The following is a 22,433-nucleotide window of genomic DNA, read 5'->3' as shown; positions in this document are numbered from 1 at the left end:
AGAGAGGGTAACGTGGTGAAGATCTTACCATCTAACATGATTGAACGGCTGCCAGAACAAAAATTTGGAACCGTATTTGAGAAAATTGCACATAAAACACAAAACGGAGCGAACATTGTGAACCTTGGTCAGGGAAATCCCGATCTTCCTACTCCTGCCCATATTGTGAGTGCCCTTCAAGAGGCAGCAGGCACTTTGCAATTTCAGCAATATGCTCCTTTTAGAGGCTTTGACTTTTTCAAGCAAGCCATTGCAGATTTCTACAGAAAGGAATTCGGCATTGAGGTTGACCCGCAGAAGGAGATTGCCCTTTTCAATGGAGGGAAAACAGGCCTTTATGTGATGAGTCAGTGCCTGCTTGATCCAGGGGACATTGCCCTCGTCCCCGATCCTGGATACCCAGAATATCATTCAGGCATCTTGATGGCGGACGCAAAGCCATACTGCATCCGACTGGAAGAGGAAAATGGCTATTTGCCGAATTTCCCGTCAATTGATCCAGACGTGTTAAAAAAGGCAAAGGTTCTTTTCTTAAATTATCCGAATAACCCTACAGGTGCTGTGGCAAGTGAAGCATTTTTTGAAGAGGCTGCGGAATTTGCCTCAGCTCACGGTCTGCATGTGATTCATGATTTTGCCTATGGTTCATTTCATTATGAGCAAAAACCAGTAAGCTTTCTAAAGGCACCTCTTGGAAAAAAAGTAGGCGTGGAATTATATTCTTTATCCAAAACATTCAATATGGCAGGATGGAGAGTCGCTTTTGCTGTAGGGAATGAAGACATCATTCATGCCATAAACGCCTTCCAAGATCATGTGTTTGTCAGTATGTATGGCGGATTTCAACAAGCCGCCACCATTGCCTTACAAAGTGATGACTGTCATATTCAATCCTTGAAAGAAGTCTACCTTGAACGAATGAATTTCTTCATCCGTCAAGCGGAGAAGCAGCTTGGCTGGACCATTGAACGTCCAGCCGGCGCCTTTTATTTATGGGCTTCGATCCCTGATGATTTCGAGGATTCTCATGCTTTTGCCGACTATTTACTCGAGCATGCAGATGTCGTCGTGACGCCTGGGGGTGTATTTGGAGCACATGGAAGACGTCATGTCCGCATCTCAATGGTGGCGCCAATTGAACAGCTTGCCCTTTTTATCGATCGGCTCCATATACTGCCGATTCGCTTTCATCAAAAAACCCGCATATAGCGGGTTTTTCATGTTATATACTTTTCATTGAACCACCATCGACGGATATTTGCTGTCCTGTGACATAGGAGGCTTCCTCTGATGCGATAAAAGCGGCTAATGAAGCCATTTCACTCGCTGAACCTACTCTTTGCATCGGGATTTCTGACGCAACAGCCTGTACAGCTTCTTCCCGTGATAATCCCTGTTGACGCATCATGTTTCCGATAAATTGTTCATACCGATCTGTAGCAATAAATCCTGGGTTTAAACAATTTACTGTGATTCCTGAGGGCGCAAGCTGTGTGGCTGCATTTTTACTAGCATTGATAATCGCTGCATTCATCATACTGTTCGTAAACATTTGGTCACCAGGTTCCTTCCAGAGGTTCCCGACAATTTGAATGATCCGGCCGTATTCATGTCTTTTCATCATCGCTGCCGCACGTTTCATCGTATCAATGTACGCAATGGCTTTCTGAGAAAATGCTGCGAGCATCTGCTCACTTTCACATGAATCAAAAGTATCTGGCTTCCCTCCTGGAATGTTATTAATCAACACATCCAGTCTGCCAAACTCTTTTTCTATTGCCGCAAAGGCCTCAGCTCGCACTCCTTCATGCGACATATCGCCACAGAAAAGAGACACCGGCTCTTTTGTTTCTGCCACACGCCCAATGTGCTGCTGCGCATCTTCTAGTGAGGATTGATTTCTAGAATTGATGATGACTTTTACATGGTCTTGGGCGGCAAGCTTTATAGCAATTGCCTTTCCAATCCCGGTACTTGCCCCTGTGACAAATGCAATTCTTTTAGACAAACTCATCCACATCCCTTTTCTACTCAACTTAGTAAACATACATAAAATGACACATATAGAATGTATTTCAACAAAAAAAGACCTTTCTCCTGCGAAAGGCCTCTGTTCTTTATTTAAATGTCGTTTCCCAATCAAATCCGATCGTCTCGTCATTCCAAGCGATTCTCTTTTCATCTGGGTTTTTCGGGTCATAAGATTCTGTCGTGAAATAGACAATTTGCAGCGGCGTCTCGCCTAGTACTCGGTATCCATGTGCGACACCCTTTGGGATGAGGAGCAGCATTGGATTGTCTTCCCCCATATAATACACGTCGGTTTGACCCTTTGTAGGAGAATCCTCACGCAAATCGTATAAAACGACCTGGGCATGACCTGCTGGGAAAAACCAAACATCGTCTTGCTTTTCATGATAATGAAAGGCTTTGATCACTCCTGGAAAGCTTTTCGACCACGATGCCTGCCCAAAGCGTTTCAGCATCGGCTCATCATCTCGAATGAGCTCTGAAAAAAAGCCGCGATCATCACAATGTTTCATGAGTCTTTTCGTTTGTACACCATCAATCATGCTGATGCCATCTCCCTTCTTTCTGCAAATATTCGTGAAGTGCATCCTTCCAATGTCTTGGTTGCCAGCCTGTGGCTTCAATCGCTTGAAGGTCTAACACAGAATAGGCTGGACGAGGCGTTTGGAAGCCGTACTCTTCCGTGGAAATTGGCTCAATGGTCGTAGACAGGCCGCTTTTTGCGACAATTTCTGACGCAAAGTCAAACCAGGAACAGCTGTCTCGGTTACTGACATGGTAAATCCCTGCCTTCTGATCAAACAAATGAATGATTGCCTCTGCGACATCCTTTGTATAAGTAGGTGATCCTACTTGATCGTTCACGATGCGCAAATGATCCTTTGTTTCTGCGAGCCTAAGAATGGTATTCACAAAGTTATGTCCCTCATGTCCGTATAGCCACGATGTACGGATGATTTTCACTTCGTCTGACACGAGATGAATCAATTCCTCACCAAGCTTTTTACTTTTTCCATAAATGGTTTGAGGATCTGCTTGTGCATCGACTTGGTAAGGGCTGTCTGCTTGCCCGTCAAATACATAATCTGTACTGACATGTAACACATCAGCCCCCACGTTCTTTGCCTCCAGCGCTGTATAATAGGCGCCAATGCCATTGACAAGATACGCCTTTTCCGTTTCTGTTTCACATTGATCAACAGATGTATATGCTGCTGCACTGACAACAATATCAGGCTGAAAGTGTCTCATTGCGTGTCTGACTGCTTGCTGGTCTGCGATATTGAGCATACTCCTCGTTAAGGCAATGACGGTGATATCTTTTTCCTTGAGCTGTCTGCTCAATTCTTTCCCTAGTTGCCCGCCTGCACCGGTGATTAAAACTTTCATCCGTCACCCTTCTTCGCCCTGATCAAATTTGGCACAATACCAATTGATCGTTTTTTCAATACCTGCTTCAAATGACGTCTCCTGCGTCCAGCCGAGCTCCCGTTTTAGCTTACTGGCATCAATGGCATACCGTCTGTCATGCCCTTTTCGATCTTGAACAAACGCAATACGGTCATGACTGATCCCGAGCTGCGTCAGAATGGTCTTGGTCAAATCGAGATTCGTTTTCTCGTTGCCGCCGCCAATATTGTACACCTGCCCAGCTGTTCCGCTTTCAAGGACCTGCTTTACAGCTCTCGCATGATCCTCTACATACAGCCAATCGCGAATCTGCTGGCCGTCTCCATAAATCGGGATGTTTTCACCATTGATCGCTTTTCTAATAATAGTCGGTATTAATTTTTCTTCATGCTGATACGGTCCGTAGTTGTTGCTGCATCGTGTGATCATCGCGGGTAATTGGTGAGTGTGGATATAAGATTTCACAAGCAGATCTGAACTCGCCTTGCTTGCTGAATAAGGATTATTCGGTGAAAGTGGTGTTAGTTCTGTGAAAGCAGGATCATCCAGCTCCAAATCTCCATATACTTCGTCTGTTGAAATATGAATGAGTTTTTTCGCCTTTCCTTTTAAGACTGCCTCCAGCATACGATAGGTGCCGAGCACATTGGTTTGAATAAAGGGCTCAGCCGATTCAATACTGCGATCAACATGGGATTCCGCTGCAAAATGAATGATGGCATCATAGACTTCATCAAATGCTTGATCCAACTCATGCTGAAGGGTGATATCCCCTTGAATAAAACGAAAATGAGACAGCTTTAATAATTCATCCATCTCCTCTGGATGACTGGCATATGTTAACTTGTCAAAAACAGTGAGCCGGACATCGGTTTCCTGAAGCAGCAGCTTCACAAAATTTAGTCCAATAAATCCCGCTCCGCCTGTAATTAAATAAGACTTCGTCATTCGTATCCCTCTTTTTTCTTCATCGTTTCAAACATTTTCGTAGATGCTTGGTGGAGAGATTCATGTGTTCCTGCATCAATCCACCACCCTTTTAACATATCATAGGTCAGCTGGCTATTTGAGATATAGAGATTGTTTACATCTGTAATCTCTAATTCGCCTCGATCTGACGGCGAGATTTTCTCTATATATTGAAAGACTTCTTGATCATAAAAATAGATGCCTGTGACGCAGTAAGATGAACGCGGATGCTCCGGTTTTTCCTCAATTGATAATATCCGGTGGTGAGCGGCATCAATTTCTGCAATGCCAAACCGCTTTGGATCTGCCACTTCTTTCAACAGAACCTTCGCTCCACTTTCTTGCTGCTGAAAGGCTTCAACAAAAGGGCTTAGCGAATCCTCAAATACATTATCACCTAGCATCAGCACAAATTTCTCCTCTTCTACAAAGGGCTTTGCATAGGATAAACCGTCCGAAATTCCAGAAGCTTCCGGCTGTACCTGATAGACAATGTTCATCCCGAGTTCCTGATCGCCTTCAAGTAGCTTTTGAAACAGCGGGATTTGTTCTTCTTGTGATATGATCATCACATCTAAAATCCCTGCTTCTTTCAGTTTGAACAAAGACCAATAAATCATTGGATATGGACCAACCGGCAATAAATGTTTATTGAAAATCTTCGTTAAAGGTGCCAGTCGTGATCCCTTTCCTCCTGCTAAAATAACTCCCTTCACATCTACACATCCTTATGTTCTTTTTGGTGATGATTCATGAGGTGTATAAGAATGTTTTTCACTCGTTCGGTTCCTTTTCCATCAATGAGTGACCGTCCATTGAGATGAATGCTCCTGCGGAGAAAGTAACTGGCGGATAGTCTTCGAGCAGCACGCCATATATCCTTTTCATCCACAAGGTCACCTAATCCAAGATGGTGGCAGGCTCCCTTTTGCGCAAAACGAGTGGCTGTCACTGCTTGGTGGTCTACTTGCGAAAGGACAATGCTGGGCACCCCGATACAAACTGCCTCATATAACGTCATCCCGCCAGCAACAATCGCCAGATCGGCTTCTGCAAGACGGGCAGGTAATTGATCCGTATGGCGAATGAATTGAATATGCGCAGCCTCGATTTGTTCTTCGATGCGAGAGGCTTTTCCTGTAACCGCTAGAATGTGTAAATGGCCAGCTTCGAAGAGTGCTGATACAGCCTTTGATAACAATCCGCCTGGATCACTGCCTCCAAGGCTGATAACCACCTTTTTGCATTCTTTTCGAACCTCATATGTGTCTTTTAATCTGCTGATCTCGTGATCTAACAATAAATAAGGTGTTCCATAAAAATAGTCCGTTCCATTTACTTGCAGACGCTTTTCGTCCAGACCACCATAAATGCCGTTCACGACAGCATCAGCAAGCTGGCAGGCTTCTGCTCTTTCTTCTTCAAATAAGACCAGCCTTGCAGAGGCGGAGGACGCTTTGATCGATCGAAGAAACTGGAGGTCACAATCAAGCACATCAATCAGCAGAAGATCAGGATTCAGCTCTTTTATGTCCTGCTCCATTTGAAGGAATACGTTTGGTTCCTGCACTAAATGAACGTGCCAAGCTGGATGCGAGAGCATTTCTACACAAATCTGTTCATTTGTATAGAAATATAAGTCGTTTCCTTCTTGAAACAATTCTTTTGCCAGCCGTCTCATTCTGGCGACATGCCCCATCCCTCTTAAAAAACCACCGTACACAACAATCATGATTTTTTTATTCATTCAGCATCCTTCTGTCTCACAAATTGATTCAACCGAACAATATCAGGATCTTGTTCACAAATGGAGATAAGCTCAGCCGTAGGCACAGCAATAGATCCACCAGCTTTCTCAAGTAAACGGGTGGCAAATACATAATCTTCTTCTGTATCAATCGTGAATCGATAAGCAGGATATGCGAGTTCTTTGGGCGGTGTGAATAATTGCAGTTGAAATCGCTCAGGATGCTTTCGGATATACAGCGTGACATGCTCACGCTCCGGCTGCGTAAGGGGAAAATTGTCGATTTCACGTAAAATTGATGCGTCGATCATTTCCCCGGAAATACCGAGTGGCGTTCCAGTCGTATACGTGTAATCAGCCTTCTTCTGTCTATGTTCTTCAACCATTTTCGACAAAAGCCTTGAATCTATAAATGGATTATCTCCCGTTAAACGGACAATGGTTTGCGGTTCAAAATGACGGACAATCTGCGCAAATCGCTGCAGTACATCTATCTCACTACCGCGAAATACCTTATAGCCCTTTGATAAACAATATTGAGCCAACAGATCATCCTCTGCCTCGACTGTTGTGGCAATCATGAGGTTCTGGGTTTTGTGATTGTAATGATCTGATTGCTTTACCCGTTCAACAATGAAATCGATCAGTGCCATACCGCCGATCGGTTTCATCACCTTTTTTGGCAGTCTTGTTGAGCCCATTCTAGCTTGTATGACAAAGAGCACATCATTGATCATGCTCGGACTCCTGCATGAGCACATCTTTCCACGAAACGCCTGTATGGGCTGGGATGTCTCTCACAGCCTTGGCGCCAAGTAAAATCTCCATGTACCGCGGATGCAGACCTTGGCTTTTTTGTCCTGGACGTAATACGGCTAGGTTTTGTGCTGTCAAAGTCTCGCCCTTTGCAATACCTTTTGTTGTAAAAATCCCTCGATACGCAAATTTACGAATCTGCCCTTCAATGGCTGTTGTCGTTTTATAAGAACTGCCAAGAATCTCCTCTGACAGAGGATGAGCGTCTTCTTCTGATTGATTTCGGTCCTTTTCCGCCGCTCGAATATGCTGAACCATTTCCTTTAATTCCTCTGGATCAAGTGCAAAGGAATGATCGGCCCCAGGCAGCGTCTTATCTACCGTGAAATGCTTTTCAATCATGGCTGCCCCAAGCTTCACAGCGGCAACAGGGGCTTCAGTTGGATGCTCACTATGATCAGAAAAGCCAATGACTGCCTCAGGAAAAGCCGAGGCTAAAGTTTGAAGCACACGAAGATTCGTGTAAGCTCTAGGTGCTGGATACTTTGCTACGCAATGCATAATGGCGACTTGATGGTTTTGCTCGCTTGTAATTGCCTCATATGCTTCATGAACATCTGCAATAGTGGCTCCGGCTGTTGAAAAAATGATGGGCTTTTGAAAAGAAGCCGTGTGACGCAAAAGAGGCAAATGATTGATTTCATAGGATGCCAGTTTGAAAGCCGGAGGATCGGTTTGATTCAATAGATCCGCAGATTCTTCGTCACACACTGTGCTTAAAAACATCAGCCCTTTTTCCTCACAGCGCGTCAATAAAGCTGGCAGCCATTCTGGCGGCAGCTCCATTTGTTCGACTAAAGAAAAAATGGATACCTCTTCTCCCTTGGCTGTTTCGTATAAACCCGGTTCCTTTTGATACATCCGATCAGCTTGAAACATTTGAAACTTCACTGCATCGGCACCTGCTTCTTTTGCCACATCAATTAAAGCAAGCGCCTGATCCAGCTTTCCATCATGGTTAATGCCTGCCTCTGCAATGATAAAAACAGGCGCACCATCCCCCACTTTGCGATCTCCAATATAGAAATGCGCCATCTTATCTCTCTCCTTTTTTCGGCCATACATGGTAATACAAGAAGGCATTTGTTGTTCTAAAGCCCGTCTTTTCGTACAGCTGAATGGCGGTTGTGTTATGCAGCTGTGTTCCGGCAGAAATAAAACGATGCCCTCTCTCATAAGAGACCTTCATCATCTCGATAAACAGTTTTTTCCCGATCCCTTTTCCTTGTACATCCGGTCTAATCGCAAACAGCTCAAGCGCCATCTCATCGCCCTTGGTCATCCCTTGTATCAAGCCCACGACTTCATCGTTCACCTTTGCCACGAGATTGATATCTGCACGTCCGAGCAAATTGTTTCTCATCCATTCTTGATAGAAATGCTGGACGACATTCTGGTCTAAAAATGGATCGAGTGCATACCGGCTTTTCACAAAAGCCTGATGACCAAGTGAAACCGCCTCATCGTATTCCTTTTCATCCGGCAGACTTATCACCACATCTTCACCTGTTGATGGCATCTCCATGTGAACAGGCGGCGCCTCAAGCCGAGTGAGACCGCCCACATAGTACACATGTGACAGCCTTTGGACGATCCGGTTTTTTTCAAGATCAGCCGCTTCAAGACGTAAAAAGAAAAAATCGCATTTTTCTGTTCTCATCCAATTGATGAAGCGCTCCATCAATTCTTGAAAAGCAGATGATGACTCAGCTTCCGCAAACTTCACATGAAAAATATGCTGATCAAATATGCAGCTTTCCCATTTTGACCAGTCGAATAACAGCACCGCTTTGAGCTGGGCGCCACTGACAAGACCAAACTGCTTGAAGCCTTTCATTTGTTCAGCTTGTTGGCCGTATTTCTCCAGCCAAGCGGACAGCACCTGATCGTCTATTGCATGAACGGTCTTCATGAAGATGCCTTCTGTTCTTTTAAAATAGACAGCACCGCGGTGATGACATCCTGCACATCTTCATCTGTCATACTTGGATAAAGAGGCAGTGAGAGAGTCCGCTTGTAGTAAGCGAGTGACTTAGGGAAATCCTCAGGTGAATAGTGGTAGGTTTGTTGATAGTATGGATGCAAATGAACAGGGATAAAGTGAACACTCGTGCCGATTTTATAGTCCTTTTGCAGCTGATCAATCAGCTCATCGCGTGTGATGAATGCTTCTTTTGGATCCACTTGCAGTACATACAAATGCCATGCATGTCTTCCCTCATGATGGACAGGCGGCAGAATCAGCCCTGCTTCTTTTTGAAAAGCCTGATTGTATGTTTTCGCAATTTGTTCTCTCCGCGCCTGCATATCATCCAGACGGCTTAGCTGGACAAGCCCTAACGATGCCTGCACATCAAACATGTTCATTTTATAGCCAGGTTCCTCGACCTCGTAGTACCATGTTCCTTTTTCTCCATAACGATTCCATGCTCCCTTGCTCATCCCATGGAGTGCTAGTCTTCTGATCCGAGCGGCAAGCGCATCATCGTTTGTCGTCAGCATGCCGCCTTCTCCAGTCGCTATGTTTTTCGTCGCATAAAAACTAAAGGCAGTCGCATCACCAATCGCTCCAATGGGCTGGCCATGGTACGTTGTATACAGAGCATGAGCGGCATCCTCGAGCACAAATAGATCGTACTTTTTGGCAATGGCTAAAATCCGGTCCATATCGCACGATTGACCAGCAAAATGAACAGGGACAATCGCTTTTGTATGTGGTGTAATCGCCGCTTCTAGTTTCTCTGCATCGAGATTGAGAGTCGCTGGGTCAATATCGACAAATACAGGTGCTGCCCCTGTGTGAATGATCGTATTGGCTGTTGCGCAGAATGTCAGAGGCGTTGTAATCACCTCATCCCCATTCCCAATCCCTCTAGCCTTTAAGGCTAAAAATAAAGCAGCCGTACATGAATTGACAGCGATCGCATGTTTTGCACCGGTCAGCTGCCGAAACTCTTCTTCAAACTGTCTTACTTTTGGTCCGGTTGACAGCCAGCCGGATTTTAATGTTCCAATGACTTCGTCAATTTCTTCCTGCTCAATCAACGGCAGGGCATAAGGAAGAAATTGCGCTCTCTTTTTTTCCATATCGCTTGCACACCCCTATCTTCATCTCTGAAAATCCACACCTGTTTTTGTTTTAAGCAGAGAAAGCAGAACATCGGTCGATCGCGCATGCGGATAATGTTGTTTAATGAATTGAGCTCCTTGCTGCTTTGCCAGCTTCATCTCTTGATCATCCGACAAAATACGAATGGCTTTCTCAGCCAGTTCAACAGGGTTTTCCATATGATAGCTGCCAAGCGACTCGTAATAAGGGTATCTTCTGCCTTCTGTCATTTTCCCGATCAGCACACTCTTTTCAAAGAGCATTGCTTCAAGACCGACGGTTGATGTGAGCGTAATGACCATATCCATATATGGCAGCAGGTCATATAAGTCGATATCTTTTTTAATCAATCTCACATGATTTCCAGCTCGTTCAATGGACACATACTCATTTAATCGGTTTCGGGCAATTTCCCACGGATGCGGCTTCATGATCAACTGAATGTCTTTCCGTTTTGCAATCGTTTTAAGAACATCACCATAGAAGGCTTCTGAGAACGGCTGCGTTGCCACAAGCACGGTTTTTTTGGCAGGATTGAAGTTCAATTTACGAAAGATGAGTTCCTGTTGAAGCGGCGTTCGATCCTTCACCAAATCAAACCTCGGATGACCTGTGATCTCCACCTGTTCCGGCTGACAGCCTTTGTCTACATACCAGTCCTTTTCATACTTTCCAAACACCCCATGGCACGTCGTGAAAATCGGCAAAAAGGCTTCGTCTCCCATAAGTGCGCCGTGCTGAAGACAGATACTCGTGAGCTGGCGTTTCACTGTTTGCAGTGCCAGTACGCGGCTGTAAGCATCCTCCGTCGTCCCCACAATGACGGCTGCAATTGGCTCCATCTGAAATAGAACTTCTGTCTGGTCAATCACATCAATAAATTGCACAATGTCCTTCCGAAGCTTTTCTCTAAAAAAGACATTGCCAAAGACGGGGTGCTTTGCGTAAGGTTTAAGGAGAGCATTTGCTTTTTCAATATATTCAGCATGGGCTTCTTTATTAACCTCTCCGGCTAATTCCGGCTTGCTGATGACGGGTAAACCGAAATAATCTGCCTTCTTCCAGCGAGCGAGCACCACCGTTTGACTCGTATGGAACCGCGTGTAATTTTGTTCAGTAAAACGCAGATGTTCAAAGTGAAGCAATACCTTTCCATTCGCCGGACGATAAGCAATTCGCTTGATCTGCTGCTTATGTTGATCAAAAAATGGCTGAATCTCTTCCGGCAATGGACAATCGGTTGTCAATTCTTGACCGAATGCTTCCTCCTCCATGCGTTCCCTCACTTCAGGACTGATATATTGATAGAAATTGCTGATCAACCCAAGAGGAATTTGTTTATAGGACAAATCCTTCATGAGATTCACATACTCAAAGTACACCTGCCAATAATGATGAATATAGTGCGACACTTCAGGTCACCTCCCATGTCTTTGTTTTAATATGTGGCGGAGCTCCCAGCAGGTAGACTGCTCAGGAAGTGCTTGAATAAAGGCACTTTTCTCTTCTTCTGCCAGCTGATAGTGAATCGACTGTTCTGTGATGTAATTTGTATCTAAAACTTCATCAAAGGGATAGAACGGATAAAAATGATTTAATCGAAAAAAGAACCGGGCATCTCCTATTCGATAAAAATGCGGACTCTCGTCCCAGTAAGACCCAAATTCAGCTTGAATCTTTGATAAAATAGATGCACGATGAACGACCGAGCAATGATCTATGGCACAGGGTGCATTCCATTGCACCGTTTGCGCAGGTCGAATCGTTTCCTTTACTGGCTCTTTTTTGCTATTTAAATAGATTACTTTCGATGCAGAATAGACAATATCCTCACCTGGTCGTGCATCTAGATAATGAGTGAGCTTCTCTAAACGGTCCGGGGCATAGACATTGTCATCTGTGGCATAGGAAATATACTCGCCCTTTGCCAGTTCTAATGCTTGATTAATCAGGACGGCGTATCGGGTTTTCACTGTTCTCTCCTCCAGCGATTTGACACCGCTTTGGATAAAATGAACACGGGGATCTTTGCGAAAGGGCTCAATCGCAGCAAGGGTTTTTTCGTTTGAACCATCATCCATGATAAATAGTTCAAAGTCTGAAAGCGTCTGCTGCAAGACCGCTTCAATCGATCTGCCGACGTAAGCCGCCTTGTTGTAGCTCGTCATAATGACAGTTACTTTTGTCAAAGTTTTCACCTCGGTCTCTTTCAAACTATGTTTATCATATGTGTCTCCTCTTAAAGAGACTGTAGAGTGACCTAATTTTTATAAAATTGTATTTTTTTATTGATCTATCTTTGAAAAACGCGAACTTTTTGGTAATATAAGTAATCATTTATGTGTATTAAAGGAGTAAAGAACATTGGAAGCTATGAAGAATGATCACTCCCAAGAAGAGGAAGCAAAAGGTTTTTTTCGATTTTTTAAAATTTTCGTCGCAACAAAAACGATTATTCGCTCATATCAACATTCCTCTATTCCAATTTGGCTGATGATGCTCCTTGCAAGTATCGCTGGTACAGGCTGGGTCTACGAAGGTTATTTTAGCGAGTATATGGGCAATCATATTCCGTTCCCTTTTATTCTGTTACAAGGAGCGGGATATGGTATTCTTGCAGGCAATCTGGTTCTATTTTTCGGTGTACTCATCCTAAAGTGGTTAGGGCATCTTTTTTTTGGCAGTCAAACAGCATATCGAGATGTGCTCAAAGCCTGCACGCTGACGATCTTTTTCCCTTCCGCTTTATTTTCACTCAGTTGGATTTTCACTATTGGAATGCTTGGTCCGTATACGTTTGTCAAAATCTCACCTTATTTAGATCAGCATTATGAAGTTTGGTATTATCTCGATCTTTTGACACTGATTGATGCTTATGCAAAGACGTGGATATTTGGAATGACTGTTTTAGGCATTGCCGCTGTGATGAAGCTCAGATTATGGCAAGCCTTTCTCATTGTGATCACACCGCTTGCGGCATGTTTTCTTATCATTACACTTTTATTTGGTGTCCAGCGCGCTGTAAATTGGATGATGTAAGGAAGGTTGAGCATCAGATAGAATTTGATATTCGTGAGCAACGAAGCGCAGATCTGGCAAAGAATGCGAGGGTTTGCCCACGCCTAAGGAACTGCACCGCAGTTCCTTTTTTTCGTTCAATGTACATATTCCATCCTCCTGTCTCATAGTGTGAAAGAGAGAAAGAATGCTATGGAAACAACAGGTGCTTAAGCGCCTTCTGTTTAGAACACCATGAGGAAAGAGGAGGAACGTTATGAAATTGAAAAATCAATTTGGGCAAGGTTCGGGTTTCGAAGGTCAAGATTTTCGCCAGCAACAATATGGAGCAAATCCGTATCCTGCGCAGCAGATGGGTTATTCAGTCCCTCCCCAAATGCAGGGTCAAATGCAAGGACAAATGCAGCAGGGATTTTCACCACTGCCGTCTACTGGTTCTTCACAAGGGGGGCAGGGCACGCAGAGCGGCGGGCAGCCGTATCAAATTCCTTCTGGACCGATTTATCAGCAGAATGTCACTGGTCAGCTGCCAATCGAGCAGTCCTATATTGAAAATATTTTACGATTGAACCGTGGCAAGGTAGCCACGATTTACATGACGTTTGAGGCAAGTAAGGAATGGAACTCGAAGATTTTCAGAGGCGTCATTGAAGCTGCAGGACGTGACCACATTATCATTAGTGATAATAAGACGGGAACACGATACTTACTATTAACGATCTATCTTGATTACATTACGTTTGATGGGGAAATTCAATACGACTATCCATACTCTATGTCCACGTATTCTCCGAGATAGATAACGCCACATATAGCAAAAGCAAGGAGCTGGCGCCCTTGCTTTTTTCTTTTGACTAGGTTTTTGTCACACCTCTAAGGCGCTGGTCATAAGATGCCTAGTAGTTTTTATCAAACGCCTAGAGGTGACATCAATGACTGTTGAGCTGGATTATACATCACCGAATGTTAAATATTCATACGATCTGAGTCAAAGCCCCCTTGTGAAGTACGATCAGCATAATCTGATTAATGTTTTAGGAAAAAAACAATTAAACTCGTTGGATCAAGTATCCCTGCTGGATATATATTTGAGTAAAAGCAAAGTCGTAGAGCCTCATTATCATCAAAATGCCGCAGAGCTTGTTTATTGTATAGCCGGTTCTGCTGCTGTCTCGATGCTGAATCCATTCACAAAAAAACTGCACACCTATACCATCACCCCTGGACAGGTGGCAAACGTACCTCAAGGCTGGTGGCACTATGAAGTTGCCCTCCAAGACAGAACTCATTTGTTAGCCGTTTTTAACGCATCTACGCCAGAAGTGATCCTAGGCTCAGACCTTCTCACCCTCACCCCTGCTCACATCATGGCACATACGTATTGCATGAACGAAACACAGTGGAAGCAGGCGACACAGCCTGTGAAGCCAAGTGTGTTTATCGGACCATTTTGCCACAGAGAAGAGGAGGCACAAACGCATCCTGTCCCTCCGTCTCACTACATCCCTTATTATCAAGCACCGCCAAATTATGCCCCTTACTGGAATTAAGAAAAAAACCGATGCCCCTCTCAGAGCATCGGTTTTTTGACTTATAAATTTTTTGCTGCTGCAATGACAAGCATGATCCAAGAAGCGATAAACGCCACTCCGCCAATTGGGGTAATGGCACCTAGAATCTTCACCTGTGTCAATGCCAGCACGTAAAGGCTTCCTGAGAAGAAAAGGATGCCTGCAAGCATCACCCAGCCAGCGGTGGGAACTAGAGAAACACCTGACAGCTTATCTGCAAGAAAGGCGACAATAAATAATCCAATCGCATGGAACATCTGATATTGAACCCCTTTGTTCCATATGTCTATATACTTTTCAGGGATTTTCCCTTCCAGACCGTGCGCACCGAAGGCTCCGAGTCCAACAGCTAGCATGGCATTAATCGCACCTAAAATGAAAAATAGTTTCATTCGTCATTCTCCTTATCTCGTCAATTATGTTTATCATAGCGCGGGTGACAGACGACATTCAACTTTCCTTTTACGTTGACACGAGATTGTCGGATTTCTTTTTCTTTCGTAACAGGACTTGATCGACCGCAATCGCAATGAGTGTACCTAGAACAAGACCATTGCTTAATAATGAAATGAGCACAGGATGCATGCCTTTCAAGGCTCCCTGCGGTACAAACATCGCCCCTACACCTGCTAAAACGGCAATCCCTAGGACAAAGCGAATCCGCGGAATTTCTTCTTTCTCATACTGATCAAACTCTGACATCGCAATCCCAATCATCGAGGAGAACACCACAAAGTTTACAGCAAGCCCCACAGGTGATGGCAATGCGGAGAAAAAGCTCATGAGCAGCGGGAACAAACTAATGAGTACAATGAGCAGACTTCCTATGAAAAATGGCTTTCTCGATGGAATTTTCGTTGTCTGTATAAATCCTGCTGCTCCGGAAATAGGTACAGGCGCAATGGCACCGATCAATCCGCTCAGTAAGTGACCAAATGCTGCGACAAAACCAGCCGGCCGAGCTCTCTTCCGCTCACGCAGTTCACCAAATGCCTTCACTGAACTTTCCACAATTCGAATACTTGCCAGCATGTTCACAATGAGTAAGATCGTAATAAAAAAGGACGTGACAAGTAGTCCACTGTCAAAGACCGGCATGCCGAATGGGAACAGCTTCGGAAACTCGATGATTTTTTCTGGAATTCGAACCGGCTTTGCCAACCCGAGTAGAGCGAATAACAACCAGCCTCCTGCAAGGGCAAATAACACAGAAAACTGCCTTAAGTAATGCCATTTTGAGCGGCTGATCATGAAGGTAAGGATAATAATCAAGATCGATAAGCAAAAGACAAGCCCGTCCACCTGATTTCCTCGATAGCCGATGCCCATCAGCCCTTGCATGATCGGCTGACTTAACTGCACAACTAGCAGCAGCAAGTAAATGCCTGTGACGACTGGCGTAAATAAAGAAGCGAGCCAATTAATGATTTTAAATAAACTAAAAATAAAAAAGAATGCGGCACTAAAAATTAAAGCTCCTTGTAAGGCTTGCAGGGTTTCAGGATACGTCGCAAAAATTGTTCCTGTCATGCCTGCATAAAGGGTATACACACCCCACCAAAGCCCTGCTGGACTTTCATTGATCGGCAGCATATGGCCGCATAAACACTGCACCATCGCCACAAGACCAAGTGAAAAGAATGTACTTTGAATCAGCTCCGCTGACTGCACTTGGTTCAATTCAAACGCTTGTGCAATCGCAATTGGTACGGCAATAGAAGCTGCGATAAAAAATGCCATCCACTGAATGGCGCCCAAAAATAGTTTCAAACCGATCACCTTCCCTTTGTCGTGACAAGACCATTAAAAATCAAAAATAGAGTCGCCGTTCCCATCCTTCTCTTTTTGCCTCTCTTCTTGATGCTGAAATTTCTTCGCCCCACTCGCACCCATCAGTTTCTCAAGCATGGCTTGATCTGAGGATACGGGCGGCGCAGACGGTGTCTGTATCGAAGAAGGTGGCGAGATAACCGGCGACTGCGGCATTTGCACCTGTGATGGTGCATCGAGAATGACATCACACAGTGAAGAAATCGCCGCCACTTGACGTTTCACCTCTTCATCATTTCCACTTTGTTTCGCCTTTTGAACCGCTTCCTCCATTTTTTGAAGCAGACTTGATATATGAATATTCAAGGGCATACCCTCCAATCTAAAAAATTCGTTTTCCAACATTATTTTACCAAATGAACAAACGAAATGGGTTCATTTTTTCAAAGCAGTGCGCTCATGTTGCTCTTATTTGACCCGTCAAAGCCCTTCACACATAATAAAAGGAACAAAATCGTCTATGAAAGGATTGAATAATGGACAAACTCACTGCTCTTTTTCAGAAACAAAAAGTCTTTCAAAAGCCGCCGGTTCAAGAACGCATCCGTCTCCTTAAAGACTTAAAAGCAGAAATCAAACAGCATGAAAAGGATATTTTACAAGCCTTAGCCCATGATTTACATAAATCCGAACAAGAAGCCTATACAACAGAGATTGGGATGGTATATGAAGAAATCAATCATACCATCAAGCATCTTCACAAATGGGCAAAGCCAACACACGCGCGAACACCTCTGACTCATATCGGATCGAAAAGTATGATCATCAAAGAACCTTACGGCAGTGTGCTCATCATTGCCCCTTGGAACTATCCTTTCCAATTGGCTCTTTCTCCATTAGTCGGAGCTATTGCTGCGGGTAATGCCGTCATCTTAAAACCGTCTGAGCTGACGCCGCAAGTCTCACAAATAATCAGCGCAATGGTGGAACGTGTATTTCAAGAAGACCATGCAGCTGTCGTAGAAGGCGGTGTAGATGTCAGTACAGAGCTGCTGAAACTGCCCTTTGATTATATCTTCTTTACAGGAAGTGTGGCAGTAGGCAAAATCGTCATGGAAGCCGCCGCAAAGCATTTGACCCCTGTCACACTTGAGCTTGGCGGAAAAAGCCCTTGCATCGTCATGCCTGATGCAGACATCAAACTAGCGGCGAAGCGAATCACTTTCGGCAAATTCACCAATGCAGGGCAAACATGCATTGCGCCAGACTATTTGCTCGTTCATGAGTCCATTAAAGAGGACCTTTTGCGGGAAATGACAGCTTGTATCCGGGACTTTTATGGTGAACACCCTGAAACACATCCGCACTTTGGGAAAAATGTCAGCCAGCGTCATTTTGACAGACTCTCACAATTCCTCTCAAATGGAACGATTGTCACGGGTGGACAGCGCAATGAACACGAGCTCAAAATCGCTCCGACCATTTTAGACCACATCACATGGGAAGATCCCGTCATGCAGGAGGAAATTTTCGGACCGATTCTGCCTGTCATGACCTTTGATTCTCTGCATGAGGCAGCGCATATGATCAAAACAAGGCCGAAGCCGCTTGCTCTTTACTTATTTACAACAAGTAAAGAAACAGAATTCTATATCCTAGACCATCTCTCATTTGGCGGAGGATGTATCAATGACACGCTCATGCATGTCGCTACTCCTTACCTGCCATTCGGAGGCGTGGGCGAAAGCGGCATGGGACGATATCACGGGAAAGAAAGCTTCTTTACTTTTACACATGAAAAAAGCGTCCTGCGCCAAACCAATCGCTTCGATTTTTCCTTCCGTTATCCAAATGCGAAAAACGGACTAGACTTGGTTCGTAAATTTTTAAAATAAACAGGACGAAGGGGCTCTCCCCTCGTCCTCTTTTCACTCAATACCTTGGATACACCAGTTGATTTCTTCGATCCCCATTTGTTTTAAATACGCGTTTACCTTTGAAAACGGACGACTGCCAAAAAAGCCGTTTCTTGCAGAAAAAGGACTTGGATGAGGTGACTCAATGATGTAATGCTTGTTTTGATCAATGCGTTCTTTCTTATTTTGAGCATGTCTTCCCCATAACACAAAAACGACGGGCTGATCACGTTCATTCAGCACATCAATGACACGGTCTGTCACACGTTCCCAGCCCTTGCCTTTATGCGAGTTCGCCTCGCCCTTTCTCACGGTCAGCACAGTGTTTAAGAGCAGCACACCCTGCTCTGCCCAGCTCACAAGTGAGCCATGATTTGGAACAGGACAGCCAAGATCATCCTTTAGCTCCTGAAAAATATTTCTCAATGAGGGCGGATGCTTCACGCCAGGCTGAACAGAAAAGCTTAATCCATGTGCCTGACCTGGGCCATGATAAGGGTCTTGTCCCAAAATCACCACTTTGACCTCTTCATAAGACGTCAAATGAAGCGCACGATAAACGTCATCCGGTTTCGGAAAAACGGTCTGCGTGCGATATTCTTCCTTCATCCATTCACGTAATTCCTGATAATACGGCTGTTCAAATTCACTTTTCATCACAGCCCACCAGCTATCATTTAAAAATGGCTTCATTGGGGTTCTCCTCCTTCTATTTGCTGCGTTAGTCTGGAGATCATCGGTTTTCCGTCCCACACAATATCACTCTCTGATTCTCGTTTTTTCATCGCTGGTTCTTCTAATAAGACAGCAAAGTTAGCTGTCGGCAGGTCACCCAGCCCATGCTTTTCACTTAGATCATCTAAGTAGTTCTTCCTTGTTTCACCAAGATCACTAGACTGATTCCCACCGCCGTCAAAAAACGCATAGATCACGCTGGCAGCTGGCACTCGTTTGACACGGGCATGCTGTGATACACGCAAAAAGAAGTCCCAGTCCCAATAATGATGCATCGCTGGATCAAAGTAGCCAATCTCATCGTGTATACAGCGTTTGTACATACTGCCGGAAGGAACATAGGTAGAAAAAACACGCATATCCTCAATAGCTGCTGTATAAGCAAATAAACGTCTCGACACCGGGAAACGGGTCGCGCCTTTTTCTTCAAATGACACAATTTCTGCATCAGAAAAGACAAAATCGGCGTCCTCCAGCGCCTTACTCATACGTTCAATATGACAAGGTGTAAAGTAATCATCGTCGTCACTCAGCATGATGACATCGCCTGTCAGCTCCCGCACCCCCACGTTTCTAGCATTCACATGCTGGACATTCTCATATAAATGGATCAAGCGGATCGGAAGTTCAGAGTAGAGTTCCTGGATGATGTCGACTCGCTCTCCTGCATCATTCACGACCACAATTTCAAAAGGCTGTACAGTTTGTCTCGTAATGGATTCAAGCAGCTCACACAGTGCGCTGAGCCGGTTATGTGTCACAATTAATAAGGAAATCTTCATATTCAGCTTACTCCTTTAATAGATTCGTCTTTTTCCATTAAAACATAAAATGACGTTCTTCTCATGATATAAAAGGCGGTTTGATGTGACGGGAAAATGGGAATTTTTGATGAAAAGGAGTGATCACGATGGAATACTTCACAGTAGAAAATAGCAAAGAAGCCAAACAGACCATTGAACAAATACATTCAGCAAAGGATGATATTTTCGTTTTTGCGTACGATCCAGAACGCTCTGATACCGTCACAGAGCATACAAATGCCAAAAGCATGACAGCGGTCGATCAAGGGATTTTAGATCAAATCGCCAATGTCATCCGCACCCGGGATGACGAGCTCATGGCCAAAATGATGTCGGTTGGCGCGGATCAGGAATTAACCTTAACACTTTTAGACGAACTGAAAAAAGGAAAATTGGTGATTTGTAAAAGGTAAGGAGAAAGGCGTTCCTCCTAGGGTGGAACGCTTTTTTATGTCGTTTCATTGTGATAAACGGAAAAGCTGATTATAATAAGGGATAGAACAGTAACTGTTACACATCACATTGGAGGTTCAGCAACTATGTCTATGAATAAAGCACTCACCATCGCAGGGTCGGATTCAAGCGGCGGTGCAGGTATCCAAGCAGATTTAAAAACGTTTCAAGAAAAAAACGTCTACGGGATGACAGCTTTAACCGTTGTCGTTGCAATGGACCCTCATAACCATTGGGATCATCAGGTGTTTCCAATTGATACGGCGACGATTCGTGCGCAGCTCTCTACCATTGTAGAAGGCATTGGGGTAGATGCACTGAAAACGGGTATGCTCCCAACGGTCGACGTGATCGAACTTGCAGCTGACACTATCAAAACATACGACCTAAAAAATGTCGTCATTGATCCTGTTATGGTTTGTAAGGGTGCGAACGAAGTGCTATATCCGGAGCACGCTGAAGCACTACGCGAAAAGCTTACGCCACTGGCAACCGTCATCACGCCTAACCTTTTCGAAGCAGGTCAATTAAGCGGAATCGGTGAGATCAAAACGATCGAACAAATGGAAGAAGCAGCAAAACGCATTCACGAACTTGGTGCCAAGTATGTGGTCATCACGGGAGGCGGTAAGCTAAGCCAAGATAAAGCGATCGATTTGCTTTATGATGGACAAACCTTCGAACGCCTTGAAACAGATAAGATCGACACAGAATACACACACGGCGCAGGCTGCACATTCTCAGCAGCAGTCACAGCTGAACTAGCAAACGGCTCAGACGTGAAAGAAGCCATTTATGCAGCAAAAGAATTCATCACAGCTGCCATCAAAGGCTCTTTCCAGCTAAATGAATACATCGGACCAACGAAGCATTCTGCTCATCGTTTTGATAAGTAGAATAGAAAAACCCGATTCGCCTTGTTAATGGGCGAATCGGGTTTTGTTTGTACTTACAAGCTCTTGTATACCTTCTCTATTCTCTCAAATTCATCACGTAAATCACTATCATCAGGTCTTCCCGTAATCACTTTTAAAAACTCGATAAATTGACGACCTGATTCAATGAGTTGATATACAAACTCTTTAAAGTCGGCCACCAATATCTGATTTTCAAGTGATAACATAATTTCTCGATCGGATTTTCTCTCCAACTGTATTTCTAGGGGTAAACTTGGATAATAAATCTTTCCGTACCCTTCTTCCATGTAATCTACTAATACATTTTTATAATAATGCCACAACTCTTCAATAGAATCTGGATTTTCGAAATCCTCTATTTTCCCCTTTTTCCCATGATCGAACGTAATTGTTCCTTCAAGGTTTGTAAACCCTTGTTCCATAAAATCTTCTTTTGTAGCAACGAAGGTTTTGATCTTTTCAATATCATCAATGGTTACAAACTTCTTCTTGTCCTCCAAATAAATATACGTTTCTATCTTCAATTGACGTCACCCTTTCATTTCATGAAAAAAAGCATACCCGCGTCTGGGTACACTCTTTTATCCATACAGGAATACCTACTTTTGCTGATCAGATTCTTTCGCCATTTTTCGAATAAAGGCTTCAATGGATTCAACAAATAAGGCATATTCTTTCATTTGTTTATACGTATCTGACAGCTTCTCTTTTAATTCTTCCTGCTCTAGAGAAGGTTCACCGAGAATAGATTGGACTTGAATGAGCAATTCTTTATATTCTTCACGTTTATCTTCAACATGATCTGCCATTGTCTCCAAGCGTTTTCTAGTCGTCGGCTGCTGTTTTGAATTCAAGTAAACAACCCCTTTTTGTCCTACCGCATTTGGATAAACGTCAGCCTCAGCTGTATATATTTTAAAATGATACCACAATTCCACTTGTTATCATATATGTAAAACGTCATCAAACCGCTTCAGACCACCCTTGTATATACATGCTATAGGTTCTAAGATGCAGGCGGATTTCACTAGAAAAAGCAGATCATTGATCTGCTCAGATTGTAGAGAAACTCATGTTTTTCTACAATCTTTTTTATTTTCATCGTAATTATGATGGATGGGATTTAATGAAAAAGGCCTCCCACACACCTAGCCTAGCTTCGCTAGGT

Annotated in this window: 26 protein-coding genes; 7 read left to right on the top strand and 19 right to left on the bottom strand. The window is 44.0% G+C overall.

Going from position 1 to position 22,433, the window contains the following annotated elements; translation table 11 throughout:
- The first annotated feature begins 15 nt into the window (after positions 1-15).
- A complete protein-coding gene (locus ACP7A0_RS16605; protein WP_189288288.1) occupies positions 16-1,209 on the top strand; it encodes an aminotransferase class I/II-fold pyridoxal phosphate-dependent enzyme in 1,194 nt (397 codons plus the stop codon).
- A gap of 13 nt (positions 1,210-1,222) precedes the next feature.
- Here ACP7A0_RS16605 and ACP7A0_RS16600 read toward each other — a convergent pair whose 3' ends face one another.
- From ACP7A0_RS16600 to ACP7A0_RS16545, 12 genes are all read right to left on the bottom strand, one after another.
- The gene (locus ACP7A0_RS16600) at positions 1,223-2,014 is read right to left on the bottom strand and encodes an SDR family oxidoreductase (protein ID WP_338712223.1); all 792 of its coding nucleotides are present in this window, start codon (positions 2,012-2,014) and stop codon (positions 1,223-1,225) included.
- A 103-nt stretch (positions 2,015-2,117) separates the two neighbouring features.
- Entirely contained in the window at positions 2,118-2,573 is a 456-nt protein-coding gene (locus tag ACP7A0_RS16595; RefSeq protein WP_106038954.1) for a dTDP-4-dehydrorhamnose 3,5-epimerase family protein, read from the bottom strand.
- On the bottom strand, positions 2,566-3,420 hold the full coding sequence (gene rfbD, locus ACP7A0_RS16590) for a dTDP-4-dehydrorhamnose reductase (protein WP_060597528.1): 855 nt from the start codon (positions 3,418-3,420) through the stop codon (positions 2,566-2,568). Before rfbD ends, ACP7A0_RS16595 begins: the two co-directional genes overlap by 8 nt.
- Before the next feature lie 3 nt (positions 3,421-3,423).
- Positions 3,424-4,389: a dTDP-glucose 4,6-dehydratase gene (gene rfbB, locus ACP7A0_RS16585; protein WP_060597529.1), complete on the bottom strand. Its 966-nt coding sequence runs from the start codon at positions 4,387-4,389 to the stop codon at positions 3,424-3,426.
- Positions 4,386-5,126, bottom strand: a complete 741-nt coding sequence (locus tag ACP7A0_RS16580; RefSeq protein ID WP_106038953.1) for a sugar phosphate nucleotidyltransferase — start codon at positions 5,124-5,126, stop codon at positions 4,386-4,388. Before ACP7A0_RS16580 ends, rfbB begins: the two co-directional genes overlap by 4 nt.
- A 2-nt stretch (positions 5,127-5,128) precedes the next feature.
- On the bottom strand, positions 5,129-6,157 hold the full coding sequence (locus tag ACP7A0_RS16575) for a PseG/SpsG family protein (RefSeq protein ID WP_216454597.1): 1,029 nt from the start codon (positions 6,155-6,157) through the stop codon (positions 5,129-5,131).
- Positions 6,154-6,894 (bottom strand): cytidylyltransferase domain-containing protein, encoded by a 741-nt coding sequence (locus ACP7A0_RS16570; protein ID WP_106038951.1) that lies wholly within the window; start codon positions 6,892-6,894, stop codon positions 6,154-6,156. Before ACP7A0_RS16570 ends, ACP7A0_RS16575 begins: the two co-directional genes overlap by 4 nt.
- A complete protein-coding gene (locus tag ACP7A0_RS16565) occupies positions 6,884-8,008 on the bottom strand; it encodes an N-acetylneuraminate synthase family protein (RefSeq protein ID WP_060597531.1) in 1,125 nt (374 codons plus the stop codon). Before ACP7A0_RS16565 ends, ACP7A0_RS16570 begins: the two co-directional genes overlap by 11 nt.
- Position 8,009: 1 nt before the next feature.
- Positions 8,010-8,885, bottom strand: a complete 876-nt coding sequence (locus ACP7A0_RS16560; RefSeq protein ID WP_426005796.1) for a GNAT family N-acetyltransferase — start codon at positions 8,883-8,885, stop codon at positions 8,010-8,012.
- Complete coding sequence (locus ACP7A0_RS16555; protein WP_106048068.1) at positions 8,882-10,060, bottom strand: DegT/DnrJ/EryC1/StrS family aminotransferase; 1,179 nt, start codon at positions 10,058-10,060, stop codon at positions 8,882-8,884. Before ACP7A0_RS16555 ends, ACP7A0_RS16560 begins: the two co-directional genes overlap by 4 nt.
- 21 nt (positions 10,061-10,081) lie before the next feature.
- Positions 10,082-11,494, bottom strand: a complete 1,413-nt coding sequence (locus ACP7A0_RS16550; RefSeq protein ID WP_034660386.1) for a spore coat protein — start codon at positions 11,492-11,494, stop codon at positions 10,082-10,084.
- Between the two features lie 6 nt (positions 11,495-11,500).
- Positions 11,501-12,271, bottom strand: a complete 771-nt coding sequence (locus ACP7A0_RS16545) for a glycosyltransferase family 2 protein (RefSeq protein ID WP_066031799.1) — start codon at positions 12,269-12,271, stop codon at positions 11,501-11,503.
- A 175-nt stretch (positions 12,272-12,446) separates the two neighbouring features.
- On the opposite strand from ACP7A0_RS16545, the gene ACP7A0_RS16540 reads away from it, so the two are divergent.
- The 3 genes from ACP7A0_RS16540 to ACP7A0_RS16530 all read left to right on the top strand — a co-directional run bounded on the left by ACP7A0_RS16540 (position 12,447) and on the right by ACP7A0_RS16530 (position 14,650).
- Positions 12,447-13,121, top strand: coding sequence for a YIP1 family protein (locus ACP7A0_RS16540; protein WP_106048064.1), 675 nt, complete (start codon positions 12,447-12,449; stop codon positions 13,119-13,121).
- 235 nt (positions 13,122-13,356) lie between these two features.
- On the top strand, positions 13,357-13,899 hold the full coding sequence (gerQ, locus tag ACP7A0_RS16535) for a spore coat protein GerQ (protein WP_060597535.1): 543 nt from the start codon (positions 13,357-13,359) through the stop codon (positions 13,897-13,899).
- Positions 13,900-14,032: 133 nt separating this feature from the next.
- Entirely contained in the window at positions 14,033-14,650 is a 618-nt protein-coding gene (locus ACP7A0_RS16530; protein WP_060597536.1) for a cupin domain-containing protein, read from the top strand.
- A 41-nt stretch (positions 14,651-14,691) separates the two neighbouring features.
- Here ACP7A0_RS16530 and ACP7A0_RS16525 read toward each other — a convergent pair whose 3' ends face one another.
- The 3 genes from ACP7A0_RS16525 to ACP7A0_RS16515 all read right to left on the bottom strand — a co-directional run bounded on the left by ACP7A0_RS16525 (position 14,692) and on the right by ACP7A0_RS16515 (position 16,807).
- Positions 14,692-15,063, bottom strand: coding sequence for a DUF423 domain-containing protein (locus tag ACP7A0_RS16525; protein ID WP_060597537.1), 372 nt, complete (start codon positions 15,061-15,063; stop codon positions 14,692-14,694).
- A 70-nt stretch (positions 15,064-15,133) separates the two neighbouring features.
- Entirely contained in the window at positions 15,134-16,441 is a 1,308-nt protein-coding gene (locus ACP7A0_RS16520; RefSeq protein ID WP_106036416.1) for a purine/pyrimidine permease, read from the bottom strand.
- A gap of 33 nt (positions 16,442-16,474) precedes the next feature.
- Positions 16,475-16,807, bottom strand: a complete 333-nt coding sequence (locus ACP7A0_RS16515; protein WP_060597538.1) for a YwdI family protein — start codon at positions 16,805-16,807, stop codon at positions 16,475-16,477.
- A 170-nt stretch (positions 16,808-16,977) separates the two neighbouring features.
- Here ACP7A0_RS16515 and ACP7A0_RS16510 point away from each other — a divergent pair, with 170 nt between their 5' ends.
- Positions 16,978-18,336, top strand: coding sequence for an aldehyde dehydrogenase (locus tag ACP7A0_RS16510; RefSeq protein WP_106038944.1), 1,359 nt, complete (start codon positions 16,978-16,980; stop codon positions 18,334-18,336).
- A 33-nt stretch (positions 18,337-18,369) separates the two neighbouring features.
- Here the strand turns inward: ACP7A0_RS16510 and ACP7A0_RS16505 are convergent, their stop codons facing one another.
- A complete protein-coding gene (locus ACP7A0_RS16505) occupies positions 18,370-19,050 on the bottom strand; it encodes a uracil-DNA glycosylase (protein WP_034660393.1) in 681 nt (226 codons plus the stop codon).
- On the bottom strand, positions 19,047-19,874 hold the full coding sequence (locus ACP7A0_RS16500) for a glycosyltransferase family 2 protein (protein WP_426005790.1): 828 nt from the start codon (positions 19,872-19,874) through the stop codon (positions 19,047-19,049). Before ACP7A0_RS16500 ends, ACP7A0_RS16505 begins: the two co-directional genes overlap by 4 nt.
- 128 nt (positions 19,875-20,002) lie before the next feature.
- Here ACP7A0_RS16500 and ACP7A0_RS16495 point away from each other — a divergent pair, with 128 nt between their 5' ends.
- Positions 20,003-20,308 (top strand): general stress protein, encoded by a 306-nt coding sequence (locus ACP7A0_RS16495; protein WP_106036414.1) that lies wholly within the window; start codon positions 20,003-20,005, stop codon positions 20,306-20,308.
- A 126-nt stretch (positions 20,309-20,434) separates the two neighbouring features.
- Positions 20,435-21,244 carry a bifunctional hydroxymethylpyrimidine kinase/phosphomethylpyrimidine kinase gene (locus ACP7A0_RS16490; RefSeq protein WP_106038943.1) on the top strand — a complete coding sequence of 270 codons (810 nt, stop codon included), beginning with the start codon at positions 20,435-20,437 and terminating at the stop codon, positions 21,242-21,244.
- Between the two features lie 53 nt (positions 21,245-21,297).
- Here the strand turns inward: ACP7A0_RS16490 and ACP7A0_RS16485 are convergent, their stop codons facing one another.
- Together ACP7A0_RS16485 and ACP7A0_RS16480 are read right to left on the bottom strand one after the other, a co-directional pair.
- Complete coding sequence (locus tag ACP7A0_RS16485; RefSeq protein ID WP_106036413.1) at positions 21,298-21,789, bottom strand: hypothetical protein; 492 nt, start codon at positions 21,787-21,789, stop codon at positions 21,298-21,300.
- 75 nt (positions 21,790-21,864) lie between these two features.
- Positions 21,865-22,119 carry a hypothetical protein gene (locus ACP7A0_RS16480; protein ID WP_008359596.1) on the bottom strand — a complete coding sequence of 85 codons (255 nt, stop codon included), beginning with the start codon at positions 22,117-22,119 and terminating at the stop codon, positions 21,865-21,867.
- Positions 22,120-22,433 lie beyond the last annotated feature (314 nt).

The sequence above is a fragment of the Bacillus sp. DWP3-1 genome (genome assembly GCF_049896565.1).
GTDB lineage: Bacteria > Bacillota > Bacilli > Bacillales > Bacillaceae > Bacillus.
The sequence above is the reverse complement of the archived record's forward strand: the minus strand, read 5'-3'. Positions and strand labels throughout refer to the sequence as shown.

Coding starts and splice junctions, on each gene's coding strand:
- ACP7A0_RS16600 (WP_338712223.1), bottom strand. CDS start 2,014: ATGAGTTTGTCTAAAAGAATTGCATTTGTCACAGGGGCAAGTACCGGG.
- ACP7A0_RS16595 (WP_106038954.1), bottom strand. CDS start 2,573: ATGATTGATGGTGTACAAACGAAAAGACTCATGAAACATTGTGATGAT.
- rfbD (WP_060597528.1), bottom strand. CDS start 3,420: ATGAAAGTTTTAATCACCGGTGCAGGCGGGCAACTAGGGAAAGAATTG.
- rfbB (WP_060597529.1), bottom strand. CDS start 4,389: ATGACGAAGTCTTATTTAATTACAGGCGGAGCGGGATTTATTGGACTA.
- ACP7A0_RS16575 (WP_216454597.1), bottom strand. CDS start 6,157: ATGAATAAAAAAATCATGATTGTTGTGTACGGTGGTTTTTTAAGAGGG.
- ACP7A0_RS16570 (WP_106038951.1), bottom strand. CDS start 6,894: ATGATCAATGATGTGCTCTTTGTCATACAAGCTAGAATGGGCTCAACA.
- ACP7A0_RS16565 (WP_060597531.1), bottom strand. CDS start 8,008: ATGGCGCATTTCTATATTGGAGATCGCAAAGTGGGGGATGGTGCGCCT.
- ACP7A0_RS16560 (WP_426005796.1), bottom strand. CDS start 8,885: ATGAAGACCGTTCATGCAATAGACGATCAGGTGCTGTCCGCTTGGCTG.
- ACP7A0_RS16555 (WP_106048068.1), bottom strand. CDS start 10,060: ATGGAAAAAAAGAGAGCGCAATTTCTTCCTTATGCCCTGCCGTTGATT.
- gerQ (WP_060597535.1), top strand. CDS start 13,357: ATGAAATTGAAAAATCAATTTGGGCAAGGTTCGGGTTTCGAAGGTCAA.
- ACP7A0_RS16530 (WP_060597536.1), top strand. CDS start 14,033: ATGACTGTTGAGCTGGATTATACATCACCGAATGTTAAATATTCATAC.
- ACP7A0_RS16525 (WP_060597537.1), bottom strand. CDS start 15,063: ATGAAACTATTTTTCATTTTAGGTGCGATTAATGCCATGCTAGCTGTT.
- ACP7A0_RS16510 (WP_106038944.1), top strand. CDS start 16,978: ATGGACAAACTCACTGCTCTTTTTCAGAAACAAAAAGTCTTTCAAAAG.
- ACP7A0_RS16505 (WP_034660393.1), bottom strand. CDS start 19,050: ATGAAGCCATTTTTAAATGATAGCTGGTGGGCTGTGATGAAAAGTGAA.
- ACP7A0_RS16500 (WP_426005790.1), bottom strand. CDS start 19,874: ATGAAGATTTCCTTATTAATTGTGACACATAACCGGCTCAGCGCACTG.
- ACP7A0_RS16495 (WP_106036414.1), top strand. CDS start 20,003: ATGGAATACTTCACAGTAGAAAATAGCAAAGAAGCCAAACAGACCATT.
- ACP7A0_RS16490 (WP_106038943.1), top strand. CDS start 20,435: ATGTCTATGAATAAAGCACTCACCATCGCAGGGTCGGATTCAAGCGGC.